The sequence below is a fragment of the Streptomyces sp. NPDC006691 genome (genome assembly GCF_042869955.1).
In the GTDB taxonomy this organism is placed as follows: domain Bacteria; phylum Actinomycetota; class Actinomycetes; order Streptomycetales; family Streptomycetaceae; genus Streptomyces.
Genome location: NZ_JBIAGW010000005.1, coordinates 106,094 through 121,246 on the forward strand (window position 1 = coordinate 106,094; position 15,153 = coordinate 121,246).

16 protein-coding genes are annotated in these 15,153 nt (G+C 72.4%); 8 read left to right on the forward strand and 8 right to left on the reverse strand.

Going from position 1 to position 15,153, the window contains the following annotated elements:
* The first annotated feature begins 624 nt into the window (after window positions 1-624).
* Both ACFYNP_RS13785 and ACFYNP_RS13790 read left to right on the forward strand, forming a co-directional pair.
* On the forward strand, window positions 625-996 hold the full coding sequence (locus tag ACFYNP_RS13785) for a tyrosinase cofactor (RefSeq protein ID WP_388785787.1): 372 nt from the start codon (window positions 625-627) through the stop codon (window positions 994-996).
* Between the two features lie 54 nt (window positions 997-1,050).
* On the forward strand, window positions 1,051-1,878 hold the full coding sequence (locus tag ACFYNP_RS13790) for a tyrosinase family protein (RefSeq protein WP_388785422.1): 828 nt from the start codon (window positions 1,051-1,053) through the stop codon (window positions 1,876-1,878).
* A 22-nt stretch (window positions 1,879-1,900) separates the two neighbouring features.
* Here the strand turns inward: ACFYNP_RS13790 and ACFYNP_RS13795 are convergent, their stop codons facing one another.
* Genes ACFYNP_RS13795 through ACFYNP_RS13810 form a run of 4 tightly spaced genes read right to left on the reverse strand, consistent with a single transcriptional unit; the run spans window position 1,901 to window position 4,889 of the window.
* Complete coding sequence (locus ACFYNP_RS13795; RefSeq protein ID WP_388785424.1) at window positions 1,901-2,701, reverse strand: class I SAM-dependent methyltransferase; 801 nt, start codon at window positions 2,699-2,701, stop codon at window positions 1,901-1,903.
* A gap of 19 nt (window positions 2,702-2,720) precedes the next feature.
* Window positions 2,721-3,599 (reverse strand): ABC transporter permease, encoded by an 879-nt coding sequence (locus ACFYNP_RS13800; RefSeq protein ID WP_388412789.1) that lies wholly within the window; start codon window positions 3,597-3,599, stop codon window positions 2,721-2,723.
* A complete protein-coding gene (locus ACFYNP_RS13805; RefSeq protein ID WP_388412791.1) occupies window positions 3,559-4,413 on the reverse strand; it encodes an ABC transporter ATP-binding protein in 855 nt (284 codons plus the stop codon). Before ACFYNP_RS13805 ends, ACFYNP_RS13800 begins: the two co-directional genes overlap by 41 nt.
* Window positions 4,410-4,889, reverse strand: coding sequence for a MarR family winged helix-turn-helix transcriptional regulator (locus tag ACFYNP_RS13810; RefSeq protein ID WP_388412793.1), 480 nt, complete (start codon window positions 4,887-4,889; stop codon window positions 4,410-4,412). Before ACFYNP_RS13810 ends, ACFYNP_RS13805 begins: the two co-directional genes overlap by 4 nt.
* Window positions 4,890-5,103: 214 nt before the next feature.
* Between ACFYNP_RS13810 and ACFYNP_RS13815 the strand changes: the two genes are divergently transcribed.
* A complete protein-coding gene (locus ACFYNP_RS13815) occupies window positions 5,104-6,243 on the forward strand; it encodes a hypothetical protein (RefSeq protein WP_388785425.1) in 1,140 nt (379 codons plus the stop codon).
* A 93-nt stretch (window positions 6,244-6,336) separates the two neighbouring features.
* Complete coding sequence (locus tag ACFYNP_RS13820; protein ID WP_388785426.1) at window positions 6,337-7,017, forward strand: transcriptional regulator; 681 nt, start codon at window positions 6,337-6,339, stop codon at window positions 7,015-7,017.
* Between the two features lie 45 nt (window positions 7,018-7,062).
* On the opposite strand, the gene ACFYNP_RS13825 is transcribed toward ACFYNP_RS13820, so the two are convergent.
* Entirely contained in the window at window positions 7,063-7,965 is a 903-nt protein-coding gene (locus tag ACFYNP_RS13825; RefSeq protein ID WP_388785428.1) for a hypothetical protein, read from the reverse strand.
* Between the two features lie 229 nt (window positions 7,966-8,194).
* Here ACFYNP_RS13825 and ACFYNP_RS13830 point away from each other — a divergent pair, with 229 nt between their 5' ends.
* The 3 genes from ACFYNP_RS13830 to ACFYNP_RS13840 all read left to right on the forward strand — a co-directional run bounded on the left by ACFYNP_RS13830 (window position 8,195) and on the right by ACFYNP_RS13840 (window position 11,990).
* On the forward strand, window positions 8,195-9,736 hold the full coding sequence (locus tag ACFYNP_RS13830; protein WP_388785430.1) for an alpha/beta hydrolase: 1,542 nt from the start codon (window positions 8,195-8,197) through the stop codon (window positions 9,734-9,736).
* Between the two features lie 209 nt (window positions 9,737-9,945).
* Complete coding sequence (locus ACFYNP_RS13835) at window positions 9,946-11,421, forward strand: MFS transporter (RefSeq protein ID WP_388785431.1); 1,476 nt, start codon at window positions 9,946-9,948, stop codon at window positions 11,419-11,421.
* Window positions 11,418-11,990: a TetR family transcriptional regulator gene (locus ACFYNP_RS13840; protein WP_388412803.1), complete on the forward strand. Its 573-nt coding sequence runs from the start codon at window positions 11,418-11,420 to the stop codon at window positions 11,988-11,990. Before ACFYNP_RS13835 ends, ACFYNP_RS13840 begins: the two co-directional genes overlap by 4 nt.
* Before the next feature lie 18 nt (window positions 11,991-12,008).
* Here ACFYNP_RS13840 and ACFYNP_RS13845 read toward each other — a convergent pair whose 3' ends face one another.
* Together ACFYNP_RS13845 and ACFYNP_RS13850 are read right to left on the reverse strand one after the other, a co-directional pair.
* On the reverse strand, window positions 12,009-12,200 hold the full coding sequence (locus ACFYNP_RS13845) for a ferredoxin (RefSeq protein WP_388412805.1): 192 nt from the start codon (window positions 12,198-12,200) through the stop codon (window positions 12,009-12,011).
* A 30-nt stretch (window positions 12,201-12,230) separates the two neighbouring features.
* The gene (locus ACFYNP_RS13850; protein WP_388785433.1) at window positions 12,231-13,463 is read right to left on the reverse strand and encodes a cytochrome P450; all 1,233 of its coding nucleotides are present in this window, start codon (window positions 13,461-13,463) and stop codon (window positions 12,231-12,233) included.
* A 199-nt stretch (window positions 13,464-13,662) separates the two neighbouring features.
* Here ACFYNP_RS13850 and ACFYNP_RS13855 point away from each other — a divergent pair, with 199 nt between their 5' ends.
* Window positions 13,663-14,667: a cytochrome c oxidase assembly protein gene (locus ACFYNP_RS13855; RefSeq protein ID WP_388785435.1), complete on the forward strand. Its 1,005-nt coding sequence runs from the start codon at window positions 13,663-13,665 to the stop codon at window positions 14,665-14,667.
* Window positions 14,668-14,671: 4 nt separating this feature from the next.
* On the opposite strand, the gene ACFYNP_RS13860 is transcribed toward ACFYNP_RS13855, so the two are convergent.
* A complete protein-coding gene (locus tag ACFYNP_RS13860; protein WP_388412811.1) occupies window positions 14,672-15,070 on the reverse strand; it encodes a hypothetical protein in 399 nt (132 codons plus the stop codon).
* Between the last annotated feature and the right edge of the window lie 83 nt (window positions 15,071-15,153).

Below are 15,153 nucleotides of genomic sequence, written 5' to 3' on the forward strand. Positions count from 1 at the left end.
CTCCGCCGGACGGAACGGCGGCCACCCTGCCCGCCCGACAGGAAAGCCGGGTCAGGGCCGCCGTTCCCCTCCCCGTCCCCGGTTCCGCCGATGGCATCGGCTCGCCCGGGACCAGCACCTCCAGCACGGCAACCACCCCGCGCCGGGCGGTACTGGCTGGTTCTACGACGGCCGGGTCGAAGGCCGGGGCGGCGCGGGCCGGCGGTCGAGCCGCGGTCGGTGAACGCCCTCAACTCCAGAGGCGGTTCAGGCCACTGGCCGGTCCTCGGCAGGCGTTTTTGGACAGGTTCGGCACGTGAGGGCAGACACATCCCTCACGCCAGGGCAACAAGATTTTCACAAACTTGGCATATGCCGGAGAGAATCTTCACCCTGGACGCCCCAGTGACACGGGTTCAGCAAGATCCTCCTTGTTGAACACTGCACTTCGAATCGGGACATGTCCGCATAGCGGCCAACCCTCCATTCGCCACTTCTTGCCACACCGCCCCGACCGGTAGGGATGGATGTGCACCGGTTCGCCGGGCATCCCGGCCGTGACCAGGCCGGTCGAATGCCTCCCGGCGGGTCCGTGCGTCAACTCGCCGCGAAGCAATGGGGATCGCCATGTCTCAACCCTCCCAACTGTCCCGACCCACCCGCCGTCAGGCCATCGGCGTCACCGCCGGCACCCTCGCCGGACTCGCCCTGGCGGGCAGCGCCCACGCCGCCGTGCCGAGCGGCCACTCCGACGCCCACACCGGCCATGACGCGCCCGAGGCCTTCGACGAGGTGTTCCAGGGACGTCGGATACAGGGCGCGCCCGCCGCCGGGCACATGCACCACGGCGGCGGCTACGGCGTACGCATAGACGGCCAAGAGTTGCATGTGATGCAGAACGCCGACGGCACCTGGATCAGCGTCGTGAACCACTACGAGACGTTCGCCACGCCCCGCGCGGTCGCCCGCGCCGCCGTGGTCGAGCTCCAGGGCGCCGCCCTCGTCCCGCTCGCCTGATCCGGCCACGACCGCCGTCCCACCCTCGTCCCACGCCCAACCAGGAGCACAGCCATGGCCGTTCGCAAGAACCAGGCGGACCTCACCGCCACCGAGAAGCGCCGACTCGTCGACGCGCTGCTCCAGTTGAAGCGCGGCGGAAGGTACGACACCTTCGTCAGCACGCACAACGCGTTCATCATGAGCGACACCGACACGGGCGACCGGGTCGGCCACCGTTCACCGTCCTTCCTGCCCTGGCACCGCAGATTCCTCATCGAGTTCGAGCAGGCCCTCCAGTCGGTCGACCCGTCGGTGACCCTGCCGTACTGGGACTGGACGGTGGACCGCACCCCGTCGTCCTCGCTGTGGGCGGCCGACTTCCTCGGCGGCACCGGCCGCAGCCGGGACGGCCAGGTGATGGACGGGCCCTTCGCGCAGAGCGCGGGCGGCTGGCCCCTCAACGTCCGGGTGGACGGCCGCACTTACCTGCGCCGGGCGCTCGGCGCCTCGGTCGCCCAGCTGCCGACCCGGGCCGAGGTCGACAGCGTCCTTGCCATGGCGACGTACGACATGGCGCCCTGGAACAGCGCCTCCGACGGCTTCCGCAACCACTTGGAGGGCTGGCGCGGGGTCAATCTGCACAACCGCGTCCATGTGTGGGTGGGCGGCCAGATGGCGACCGGGGCCTCGCCCAACGACCCGGTGTTCTGGATGCACCACGCGTTCGTCGACAAGCTGTGGTCGCAGTGGCAGGCCAAGCACCCGGCCTCGCCGTACCTGCCGGCGGCCGGCACGCGGGACGTCGTGGACCTCCACGACACGATGCGGCCGTGGAACAACGTGACCCCGGCGGACATGCTCGACCACACCCGCTACTACACGTACGACACGGCGGCCTAGCCCCGTCGGCCGCCGGTCGCGCTCAGGCCGGCCGGCGGCCCCAGGCGGAGATCATCGGCGAGGTCGCCAGGTCGAGGCGGCCGGCGGCGACGCTCGCCAGATGGCGTTCGATCTCCCGGTCGTCGGCCAGGCCCTTGTCGACGAGCTGGTCCCTGACCTGGCGCACGGTGGCCGCTTCGAGGACGGCGCCGGCCGGCGAGGTGACCGGGAAGTACGCGTCGGCCTCGACCTGCTCAAGGTCCAACTCCCGCAGCAGGCGCGGGAGTTTGCGACCGTAGGAGAGATCGGCGCCGCGCTCGGCGAGGAGTTGCCTGAAGGCGCGGCGCAGCCGATTGGCGCGTTCCTGTTCGGGCCCGTACTCGTCGAGGCAGAGCAGCGGCTGGAGCGCGGGGTCGGCGTCCTCGACGAGCAGGACGCCGCCGGGGCGCAGCGCCCCGGCCATCGTGCGCAGCGCCCGGGCCCGGTCGGTGACGTGGACCAGGACCAGGCGCGCGTGCACGAAGTCGAAGCTCCCCGGGGGCGCCTCGTCCCGTCCGACGTCGTGCCGCCGCACCTCGACATGGGGCGGCAGGGGGACGCCGGTCAGCCAGCCGGTGTCGAGGTCCGTCGCGAGGACGTGCCCCTCGGGGCCGACCCGTTCGGCGAGGCCGCGCGGCACGGAGGGGCCTCCCGCGCCGACCTCCCACACCCGGTGCCCGGCCGTCAGGCCGAGGGCGTCGAAATGGCGGAACGTGGCGGCGTCGAAGAGTTCGGCGAGCGCGTCGAACCGCTCCCCCGCCTCGGTCTGCCGGTTGTCCAGGAGGTATCCGTCGTCCTCGGTCATGGGGATCATGATGGCAGCCTCAGCGGGCCAGCCTGCCGAGCAGTGAGGAGGCGGCGAGGATGCCGAGGGCCGCCGCGAGCAGCAACACCCCGTAGTCGAGGGCGAGATGGGACGGGGTGCCGAGCAGCAGACCGCGCAGCGCGTCGACCTGGTAGCTGAGCGGGTTGGCCTTGCTGACGGCCTGGAGCCAGCCCGGCATGATCGACACCGGGTAGAGGGCACTGGAGCCGAAGAAGAGCGGCATCGTGATGGCCTGCCCGATGCCCATCAGGCGGTCACGGGTCAGCACGATCCCGGCGATCGTCATCGACAGACAGGAGAAGAACGCCGAGCCGAGGATCACGGCCGCGGCGACGCCGAGCAGCCGCAACGGGTTCCAGGTGAGGGCCACGCCCAGCAGCGCCGCGATGGCGATCACCACGACCGCCTGGATGAGCGCCTTGACGCCGGCCGCGAAGGCCTTGCCGGTGATCAGGGCGGAGCGCGGTGTCGGGGTGACGAGGAGCTTGGTGAGGATGCCCGAGTCCCGCTCCCAGATGATCATGATGCCGTAGAAGATGGCGATGAACATGGCGGACTGGGCGATGATGCCGGGCGCCAGATAGTCGATGTAGGGGATGCCGCCGGTGGGGATCGCCTTGATGCGGGTGAAGGTCTCGCCGAAGATGAGCAGCCACAGGGCGGGCTGCACGGCCCGGGTGTAGAGCTCGGCCCGGTCGTGCCGGAGCTTTTGCAGTTCGACCCGGCACAGCGCGCCGATCCTGGCCGGCAGCAGCCGCCAGCCGGTGCGGGCCCGCGGCGGGACGAGCAGCAGATCGAGGGCGCCGGCCTTGTCGCCCCCGGCGGTGCCGGGGACCTCAGCCGAGGCGGGTTGCGGTGCGGCGGGTGCTGCGGACATCGCGGAAGTCACCTCCCTGGCTGTCGAGCCCACGTCCCGCGACGTCGCGGAAGACGTCCTCCAGGGTGGGCGGCGGATCGTCGGGACCGCTCGCGCCGCGGCGCTCGCGCAGTTCGGCCTTGAGCCCCTCGGGCGTGCCCAGGGCTCGTATCCTTCCGCGGTGCATGAGCGCCAGACGGTCGCAGTACTGATCGGCCTCGTCCATGTGGTGGGTGGTCACCAGGACTGTCATGCCGGTGGCCCGTCGCACCGCGTTGATGTGCTCCCACACGCTGGTGCGGGCTATCGGGTCGAGCCCGATGGTCGGCTCGTCGAGCATCAGCAGGCGGGGCGCGCTGACCAGCGCCTGCGCCAGTTCGAGGCGGCGGATCATGCCGCCCGAGTACGTCTTGGCCATCCGGTCGGCGGACTCGGTGAGACCGACGGCGTACAGGGCCTGCTCGACGCGCCGGGCGAGTTCCTTGCGGGGCACGTCGAAGACCCGGGCGAACAGGGCCACGTTCTCGCGTCCGGTCAGGCCGGAGTCGGCGGACAGCTGCTGCGGCACGTAGCCGAGCAGCCGGCGCACGGCCATCCGCTCCTTGGCCGCGTCGTGCCCGAACACCCGGACGCGGCCCGCCGGTACGGGCAGCAGGGTGGTGATGCAGCGGATCGCGGTGGTCTTGCCCGCGCCGTTCGGGCCGAGCAGCCCGAAGACCTCGCCGGTGGCGACGGTCAGGTCGAGTCCGTCGACGGCTCTGGTCCCGCCGAAGGCGTACTCCAGGCCGTCGCACCGCACCGCGACGCCGTCGGTCGCAGCGTCGTCGTCACTCATGACCCCTCCGCTTCCTCGTGCAGGTTCTCGGCGAGCCGGCGCAGTGCGGGCATCGCGGCGGCCAGCGCGGCCCGGTCGGCCGGGTCCAGGCGCGCCACCTGCTCCCGTACGAGCGCGGCCCGGCGGCGCTGCCAGTCGTGCAGGCGGTCGAGGGCGGCGGGGGTGACGTGGAGCCGGGCCGAGCGGCGGTCGCCCGGATCGGTCTCGCGCCTCAGGTATCCGCCCTTCACCAGCTGGTTGACCAGCGTGGAGACCGAATTGCCCGCCAGGTAGAGCTCCTTGGCGGCGGCCGACACCCCGATGCCGGGCCGGGCGGCGACCAGGCCGAGCAGTTCGATGTGGGCGCCGCGCAGCCGTGGCGCGGTCAGCCCGCGGCGCAGCCGGCGCCGCACGAGCCGCTGGACGGCGGCGAGCACATCGGCGAAGGAGTCGTCGAACGGTTCGGGCGCTTCCGGGTCGGGCTCATCGGCGGCCATGTCCCCATTTTATCTCTGACTCAGAGCTAATGACCAGAGGGCGTCGTAGCCGCGACGCCCCGCAGCGCGGTTTAACCCGCCGCAGAGTGTGGCGAGCAGCACATGTGGACCCGCTGTGCGAACGAACCGGCGCCACATGACATCTTTCCCCGGGGCCCCGCGTGCTCCACGGAACGCCATTCGCATCGGGCAGGGAAACAGGAGCTGAACACACGTGCCGGCCATCAGTCAGAGGATGCATCTGATCCTGCTCTCCGCATGGACCGCGCTCTGGTTCGCCGTGGTGGAGCCCAACGGCGGCTTCTCCTGGCACTATCTGCGGGCCGGGGGCGAGCTCATCTACCAGGGCCCCTCCGGCGACGGCACCGGCGGGCTCAATCTCTACGCCCACCATCCCGAGCTCCAGATGGGCCCGGTCAGCTTCCTGACGGCGGGCCTCTTCAACCCGTTCCCCGAGCGGACCGGGCAGTTCCTCGCGGCGCTCCTGATGTCGGTGCTCGGCCTGGTCATCGTGGTCATCGCCGGGCGCAGCGCCGCCTGGCACTTCCTGGGGACCGGCACCAACCACCAGCGGCTGCGGCAGCGGGTGCTGATCGCGGGGCTCGCCTTCATCCCGATGTGGATCGAGGTGTCGGTGCGCTTCGGCCACCTCGACGACGTGCTCGCGCTGTTCTTCACCGCGCTCGCGGTCCGTTCGGTGACCCGGGGCAGCCCGGTGGGCACCGGCGTGTGGCTGGCGCTCGCGATGGATTCGAAGCCGACCGCGGTGACGTTCGCGGCGCTGCTCTTCGCCCTGCCCCGTCACCAGTGGCTGCGGGCCGGGCTGTGGTGCGCGGCGGTGCTCGCCATCGCCTGGGCGCCGTTCTTCCTCAGCAATCCGCACTCGATGTCGGCGGCCGGCTTCGCGATACCCAACCAGCCCGCCTCCGCCCTGCGCTGGCTCGGCGTCGCCGACGCCGAGACGCCCGGCTGGGACCGGCCCGCACAGGCCGCGCTCGGCCTGCTGCTCGGCGCGATCGCGGTGTGGCGGGGGCGGTGGGCGGCGGTGGTGCTGCTCGGCGCCAACGCGCGGATCGTGCTCGACCCCAGCGTCTACACGTACTACACCGCCTCCGTCCTGCTCGGCACCCTGCTGTGGGACGTGATCGGGCAACGGAGGCTGGTTCCCTGGTGGAGCTGGCTCGCGCTGCTGACCCTGTACGGGAGCGTGTTCGTGGTGCCGGACGACGCGGCACGCGGGCTCATCCGGCTGGCCTTCGTGCTCGTCTCCACGGGGTACGTACTCCTGTGGCCGCAACGCGACCGCGGCCGCGACCGGCGGCGCAGGCAGCGGCCGGCCGCCGTGGGCGCGTGAGGCACGGCCCGGGACCGGATGGCGCATCCCCGGCCCGTACCGCGTGAGAGGCTGTCCGCGACCGCATCGGCAGACCTGCGAAGAAGGTCCCCCATGACTCGTCAGAGGCGTCCGGCCGAGGAGATCATCGCGGCGACAGCCGCGGAACTCGCTCCCGGGCCGCATGACAATCGCCTCCTGCCGCTCGTCGAGGCCGGCACGGCGCCGCTGTCCGCGCTCGCCGGGCTCGCCCTGGAACAGCGCCACATCATCGCCTCCGACCGGCGCGCCTTCGCGTTCCTGGCCGAGCGCTCGGGGCCCGGCAGCGCGTGCGCGGAGTTCTTCGGCACGCTCGCCGAGGGCGAGACCCTGGCCCTCGACCGGCTCGCCGCGTACGAGCGCGCCTGCGGGCTCACCCCCGAGGCGGTCGGCCAGTACCTTCCCCGGGCGGGCTGCCAGGCCTACCCGGCGTATGTGTCCTGGCTGGCCCTGAACGGCGAGCCGCCGAGCGTGGCCCTCGCCCTCACCGCCAACTTCGCGGCCTGGGGCGGCTATTGCGCCCGCATCGGCGCGGCGCTGCGCACCCGTTACGGCTTCACCGACGAGGCGTGCGGCTTCTTCGACTTCTTCGCCGGGCCGGCCCCCGAGCTCGAACAGCGGGCGGTGGCCGCCGTCGCGGCCGGCTCCGACGACGCGCACGGCGAGGGCGTCGGCAGCGGGGCGCACTTCGGCCGGCTGCTCCAGACGTACGAGTCGATGTTCTGGAACACACTCGCGGCCGCCGACGCCGATTAGGAGGCCCCGGGGCCGGAGCGCCCGGGGCCCCGGGATGCCGCGTCCTCAGGAAGCCTTGGGTGCGGCCGCCCGGCCGACGGCTTCCTCGATGCCGGCCCGGACCGTGTCCAGGACGCCCTGGTTCGCCTTGATGGCCTCCGTCTGCAACACCGACTCGGCCTCGAACCACACCTTCGCCACGGGAACCCGCCGACGACAGGCGACGTCCGCCGTCGCCGTGGCGATCTCCACGTCCCGGACACCGTCCCGGTCGTGGAAGCGGGGGTCGTCGTTGACGTCCATCGGCCTGGCGTAGGAGTAGCCCTTCGCCTTCATACAGGCCGACCACCGCGCGAAGACCGCCGTGACCTCGGGGGTCTTGGCCGATCGTGCGTAGGAGTCACGCGCGATCGCCTCCACCACCTCCGCCTGGACGGGGGCGGGCACGGAGACACCGGCCGCATCGGAGCAGCCGCGCAGCACGGCCCCGTCCGCTCCGGCCGGGACCACCGCACCCGCCGCGATCGCGCGGTCGTGCGCCTGCTGGTCGGCGGCGTCCGGGTGGTAGCCGCGCCGGGCGGCCAGGGCGGCATCGTGGATCCCGTACCGCAGATCGGTCTCGGTCCGCCCGTCGAGGTCGGGGGCGTCGAGGGCCGGGGCCGGCCCCGGCGAGCCGGCGCGCTGCGCGCAGTCGGCCATCAGCGCGGCCCGTCTGCTGTTCATCGTGTGGACCTGCGACCTGCTGAACATGTACGCCTCGATCGGCAGGCTCCAGCTCGCGGGATCGTCTCCGCCGTCAACTGCCTCGGATATCAGGGGGGTTGTGGATTCGGCCGGGGACGCACGGCGCGCCGTCATGTCGTCGCCGTCCGGCGAGCGCGCGGTCAGCGTGGCCACGGCCACCGCCCCGGCCGCGATCGCCACCAACGCGGGGGTGGCCACTTTCACGATCCTTCGAGGTGAGTTCATCGGGCCATTCTCCTTGCATCCGGGGGGACTTGCCGACCAGCCCGACCAATCCTGAGCGATTCCGCGGGCCTTGATCGCCGGCATCGTCCCCCCTGTGCCACCCCCGGGGTGGCATTGGTGCCACCTCCGATCGGGGTGGTGGCGGGATCGAGGGCGCGGGCCGGGGCGCGGGACGATCCTGGTGACCGATTCGCAGCAAGGGGAGCGATCCCAACGGGGAGCGAAACACATGCAGTTGATCAGGAAGACGGGCCGCTGGGCCGCCGCCGTGGCGTGCGGGATGCTCGCCGCCGCGGCCCTGCCGGGGGCGGCGGCGAGTGCCGCCGGCAGCGCCCCGCCCGTCCCGGACCGCTACCGCCTGCAAAAGCTCGACTGGCAGCCGTGCCTGGACGGCAAGCTGGAGTGCGCGACGATGGCCGTGCCGCGGGACTGGTACCACCCGGGCGCCGGCCCGAGCCTCGCCATCGAGGTCTCCCGGCACCGGGCGGCCGACCCGGCGAAGCGCCGCGGTGTGCTCATGATGGCGGCGGGCGGGCCGGGGGCCTCGGGCCTGAAGCGTCCGGCCACGCTCACCGGGCTCAGCCCGAAGCTCGCGGCGGCGTACGACGTCGTCAGCTTCGACCAGCGCGGCGTGGGCGCGAGCACCAACGTGGTCTGCTCGGGCCAGGACAAGGTCGACGCCCTGTTCACCAGCGGCGATCTGCGGGACCGCTCGCCGCGCGCGATCGACGCCACCTTCGACCGGGCCCGCGACTTCGTGGCCGACTGCGAGCGCGCGTCGGGCGGGCTCCTGCCGTACATCACCAGTGACCAGGCCGTGCACGACATGGACCTGTACCGCTCGCTGCTCGGCGTGGACGAGGTGTCCTACTACGGCCCGTCCTACGCCACCGTCCTCGGGGCGTACTACGCGACCGAGTTCCCGCGCCGGGTCGAGCGGGTCGTCCTGGACAGCACGGTGGACTTCACCCGCGGCTGGGAGTCGTTCCTAACCGGGCAGCCGATGAGCTTCCAGCGCCGGTTCGAGCAGGACTTCCTGCCGTGGCTGGCGAAGAACGACGCCGCTTACCACCAGGGCCGCACGCCCGCCGAGGCCAAGGCCTCCTACGAGCGGCTGCGGGCCGCCCTGCACGACCAGCCGCTCGATCTGGAAGGCACGACGGTCACCCCCAATCAGCTCGATGTCGCCGCCACCAACGCGATGTACACGGCGGACGGCGGCTTCCAGACGCTCGCGGCGCAGCTGGTCCTGCTCGAAGACCCCGAGGCCGCGTCCGCCGACGCGCGCAAGACCGCGGCCGCGCAGCTGCGGCACGCCATGGGCGCCAACTTCTTCGCCGACTTCACCGCGGTCACCTGTGGCGAAACCCCGTGGAAGCGGGACAGCCGCTACTGGGTGGCCGAGAGCGCCAAAGCCACCAGCGTCAACCCCCTCGCCGGAGCACGGGAGTTGACGTTCGCGGCGATCTGCTCGAACTGGCCGCGGACGAGGACTCCGCAGATCAAGGTGACCGGCGAGGGGCTGCCGCCCGTCCTCATGCTCAACTCGACGCACGACCCGGCGGCCTACTACGAGGGGGCGCTGCGGGCGCACCGCGCGCTCGCGGGGTCGCGCCTGATCACCGTGCCCGACGGCGACCACGGGCAGTTCCAGAACGGCAACGCGTGCGTGGACGCGCGTGTCGAGGACTACCTCCTCGACGGCACGCTCCCCGCGAGGGACACCAGCTGCCCGGGCGTGCCGCTGCCCGAACCCGCCGCGCACGGCTGAGCCTCCCCGACCGGCGGGCCTCCGGACCTCCGCGCCCGGCGGCCCGGCAGTCCGGCGGCCCGGCGGGCCTCCGGGACCGGCGGGCCGCTGGCCCTCGGACCCCCGGAACAGGATTCCGGTCCGGGGCGGGGAAGAAGGGGTGCACAAGCGTTTACCCTGAGGGTGAACATCTGTGCACCCCTGTCCGCGCTCCAGCCGTACGGAGAGTCATGCCCCCAGCGATACCCGTGCCCGCCGATCCGCCGCGCCCCCGTTTCTTCGTCGGGGTCCTGGCGTTCTGCGGGGTCGTCGTGGCCGTGATGCAGACACTGGTGGTGCCGCTGCTCCCGCACGTGCCCGCCCTCACCGGCAGCACCCCGGCCGCGGCGAGCTGGCTGGTCACGGTCACGCTGCTGACCGGGGCGGTGTTCACGCCGGTGCTCGGCCGGGCCGGTGACATGTACGGCAAACGGCGGCTGCTGCTCGTCTCGCTCGGGGTGCTCACGGCGGGTTCCGTGATGTGCGCGGTCAGCTCCCACATCGGGATCCTGATCGCGGGCCGCGCCCTCCAGGGGGCGGCGCTCGCGGTGATTCCGCTCGGCATCAGCATCATGCGCGACGAGCTGCCGCCAGCGAAGGTGCTGTCGTCGGTGGCCCTGATGAGTTCGACGCTCGGCATCGGCGCGGCCGTGGGACTGCCGGTCGCCGCGCTGGTCGTCGAGCACTTCGACTGGCACACCATGTTCTGGGCCTCGGCCGCGCTCGGTGTGCTGGACATCGTCCTGGTGCTGTGGGTCGTCCCGGAGTCGCCCCTGCGCTCGCGCGGCCGGTTCGACGCGGTGGGCGCGCTCGGCCTCTCGGCGGCCCTGGTCGCGGTGCTGCTCGCCATCACCCAGGGCGCCGACTGGGGCTGGGCCTCGCCGCGCACGCTCGCCCTGCTCGGCGCGGCCGTGGTGATCTGGCCGCTGTGGGGCGCCTACGAACTGCGCACCCGTTCCCCCCTGGTGGATCTGCGCGTCTCGGCACGGCCCGCCGTCCTGCTCACCAACGTGGCCGCCCTCCTGATCGGCTTCGCCTTCTACGCCAACTCCCTCGTCACCGCGCAGATGGTCCAGGAGCCCAAGGCCACCGGGTACGGGCTCGGCGCGTCCATCGTGGTCAGCGGGCTCTGCCTGCTGCCGGGCGGCCTCGCGATGGTGGCCCTCTCCCCGGTGTCGGCGAAGATCTCGGCGAAGTACGGACCGAAGGCCGCCCTCGCGCTCGCCGCAGCGGTCATGGCGGTGGGCTACGGGGTGCGGTTCTTCACCAGCCACAGCCTGCCCATGATCATCGCGGGGGCCACGGTGGTGGCCTGCGGCACCGCGATCGCGTACTCGGCGCTGCCCGCCCTGGTGATGCGGGCGGTCCCGGTGAGCGAGACGGGAGCCGCCAACGGGCTCAACACCCTGATGCGCTCGGTCGGTCAGGCCTGCTGCAGCGCGGTGGTCGCCGCGATCCTGGCCAATGTCACCTTCCAGGCCGGCGGCCACACCGCGCCCACCCTGCACGCCTACCTCCTGGTGTTCCTGATCGCCGCCGGTGCCGCGCTCGCGGCCCTGGTCGCCACGCTGTTCCTGCCGGGCCGCACCGCGCCCACCACCGCTACCGTCGGAGCGGACCGCGCCGAGGGCGCGACGGGACGTACGACGGCCGAGGAGAGCGCATGACGGGGCAGCACCCCACCGGGGTGGAGGCGGGGACGGGCAGGGACGCGATCCTGCGGGCGGCGCGGCGGGCGTTCACGCTGCGCCCGTACGCGGAGGTCACGATGCGTTCGATCGCCGCCGACGCGGGAGTCAGCGCCTCGCTCATCGTCAAGCGGTTCGGCAGCAAGGAGCGGCTGTTCCACACGGTCGCGGACTTCGGGCCGGCCGCCGACGCGCTGTTCTCCGCGCCGCTGGAGACGCTCGGGCGGCACCTCGTCCTGACCATGGTCCGGATGCGGCGCGAGGACCAGGGGGATCCGCTGCTTCGCGCGGTGTTCTCGCTGGGCAACATGGACGAACGGACCCTGCTGCGGGAGCGGTTCCGCGAGCAGGTCACGTCCCGGCTGGCTCGTCAACTGCGCGGCGGGGAGAGCGAGTTGAGGGCCGAGTTGATCGCCGGTCTGCTGCTCGGCCTGGGCGCGACCCTCAGCCTGCACCGGCCCGGCGCCGGGGAACGCGCCACGCCCGAGCAGCTGGCGGACCTCTACGCGCCGGCCGTACAGCGTCTGATCACCGGCTCCGGGGACTGACCGGAACCGGACGTTTCGCTAGCCGTCGAGGGTGATGGCCCCCACCGGACAGGCCCGGGCGGCCTCGCGGACCAGAGGGTCGCCCGCGCCGTCCTCACGGCCGGGCAGCAACGCGCTGAACCCGTCGTCGTCCTGGGTGAAGACGCCGGGGGCGGTCAGTGCGCACTGGCCCGCGCCGATACAGACGTCCTTGTCGATGCCGATCCGCATGCGCGGCTCCTTTCTTCGGTTTCCCGTCCGCTACCAGGCGACGGGGAGTTCGAGCATGCCCTGGATGGTGTCGCCCGGCTTGAACGGGATCTCCTCGGCGGGCACCGCGAGGCGCAGCCCGGGCAGCCGGTCGAAGAGGGAGCGCAGCGCGATCTCCATCTCGGCCCGCGCCAGGTTCTGGCCGAGGCACTGGTGGATGCCGAAGCCGAAGGCGACGTGGTGCCGGGTGGAGCGGTGCCAGTCGATCCGGTCGGGCTCCTCGTAGCTGGCGCTGTCCCGGTTGATGACCGATGTCGAGAAGACGACGCCCTCGTCCGCCCGGATGGTCCGGCCGCCGATCTCGATGTCCTCCAGGGCCACCCGGAGCATCCCGTCGGCGATCGACAGGAAGCGCAGCAGCTCCTCGACGGCGGCCGGCATCAGCGCCGCGTCGGAGCGCAACTCGGCCAGCTGTTGCGGGTGCTGGAGGAGGGTGAAGGTGCCGAGCGAGATCATGTTGGCGGTGGTCTCGTGGCCCGCGACGAGGAGGATCGTCGCGAAGTCCACCAGCTCCTGACGGTCCAGCGCGCCTTCGTTGAGGCGCTGCTCGATGAGCTCGTCGAGCAGGCCGTCGCCGGGTTCCTTCTGTTTGCGGTCGATGAGCTTGACGAAGTAGTCCTCCAGGGCGTCGCGGGCCGCCTCGATGTCGGCGGGCTCCGGCCCGCGCAGCAGCTTGCGGGACTGGCCCTCGAAGAACTCGTGGTCCTCGTACGGGACGCCGAGCAGGGCGCAGATCACCATGGAGGGCACCGGCAGCGCGAACGCGCCGACCAGGTCGACCGACGGCCCCCGCGCGACCATCCGGTCCAGGAGACGGTCCACGGTCTCCTGGATCTGCGGCCGCAGCGAGGCGGTCCGCTTGAGGGTGAAGCTGGGGATCAGCATCCGGCGCTGGGTGGCGTGCTCGGGGTCGTCGACGCCGAGCAGCGCGACGCGTCGCCGGGTGACCCCGGCGAACCGGGCCGTCGGCAGCGGAAATGCCTCGTTCTCCCGGTCGGTGGACAGCCGGGAGTCGGCCAGCAGGGCGCGCGCCTCGGCGAGCCCGGTGACCATCCACACGGTCCGCCCGTCGTAGAGGCGGACGCGGGCCAGCGGACGCTCGTCGCGCAGCGGCTGGTAGGCGGTGGGCGGGTGGTAGGGGCAGGTGCGGTCCTGCGGGAAGTCGACGCTGCCGGTTCGGGTGGCGGAGTGGTCCGTGGTGGCGCTGGTGTCGGTGCCTGTCATGAAGACCTCGCAAGCGAAGGGATCCGTCTTGCCGATCTCCACTACATGCCTCAGGCACCTATGACGTCTACGCGTTCTTCGGCCGAATCCACACCTTCGGCCGAGCGTGCCCGGGGCCCGGTGCGGGCTCGCCCGGGCGGCGGGGCTAGCGTGTGGACGGCCCGTCGTACGTCACGGGCCGGTGAGGAGATGGGCCCGGATGTCCGGTATGACGCTGAGCGTGGCGGCGGGGAGCCTGCCCGAACTGACGACGGGGCGGCTGCTTTCGGTGTGGCGGCCGGACGTGGCGGCACTGCTGCTGATCGTCGTCCTCGGCGGCCTCTACGCCTGGGGCGTGCTCCGGCTGCGCCGCCGGGGTGAGCGCTGGCCGCTGCCGCGCGTCGCGGCCTTCGCGCTGCTTGGCCTCGGCAGCCTGGCCGCCGCCACGATGTCGGCGCTCGCGGTGTACGACACCGAGCTGTTCTGGCCGGCCGCCGTGCAGAACGTCCTGCTCGACCTGATCGCGCCGCTCGGCCTGGCACTCGGCGATCCGCTGCGGCTCGGCATGCTCGCGCTGCCCGAGCGCGGCGCGGGGCGCCTGCGGCGCGCGATGAGCGGACGCCTGGTGCGCTTCCTCACCTTCCCGCTGGTGAGCACCGTCCTGGTGCTCGCCTCCGAGCTCTGCATCTACTTCACGCCGTACTTCGAGAGCGCCCTGCGCCACCGTGCGCTGCATGAGCTCATGTATCTCCAACTGCTGCTCGCCGGGAGCCTGTTCGTGCTCCCGGTGCTCACCCGCGAGGACGCGCTGCCCGCCTGGTGCAACCACCCCGTACGGGCCGCGCTCGTCTTCCTGGACGGGCTCGTCGACGCGGTGCCCGGCATCGTCGTGATGACCCACGGCACCCTGATCGCGGGCGCCTGGTACCTGCACCACGCGCCCGCGTGGGCGCCCGACGTCCAGCGCGACCAGCAGCTCGGCGGCGGCGCGATGGTCTCCATCGCCGAGCTGGTGTCACTGCCGTTCCTGCTCGCGATCCTGGTGCAGTGGTCGCGCGCCGACCGCGCCCAGCGCGTGGTGCTGGACCGCCGTCTGGACGCGGAACTGGCTCCGGCCGCCCCCGTCGAGGGGCGGCCGGAGGCCGCGGAGATGGTCCGGCCCTGGTGGGAGACCGACGGCGGGACGGTCGGGCAGCGGATGCGCCCGCGGCGGCCCGGCGACTGAGCGGTCAGTGCCGGTCGCGACGCCTGCGCAGCCGGCTCACGATGAACCAGATCACGAACACGATCAGCGCGATGAAGAGGATCACGATGATCAGCAGGAAGATCCCGAGCTTCTTGAAGAAGCCGCCCTTCTTCTTGGTCTTCTTGGCCTTCTTCGACGCGGTGACCACGGACTTGCCGGCGACGGTGTGCTGCCCGGCCCGCGCCTCGGCCTGAGCCGGCTCGCTCGCGGGCGCGGCCTGCGGGGCCGAGGCGGCCGAGGCGGCCACCACGGCGGTGCGCGGCGCGGCCTCGGCCGTCACCGGGCCCGCCACGAGTGCGGTGCCGAGCACCAGGGTGAGCAGCACGGCCACCCGGCGCAGCCGCCCGGTCCTGCGGGTGGGCGTGGAGTGCGTTTCGTTCATGCTTGTCATCCCCCAAGGACGCTCGGTGCGGCGGGCCGCCGCACACTGTCTGTATCTGTACCCGTCGGGCAACCCGTACCCCC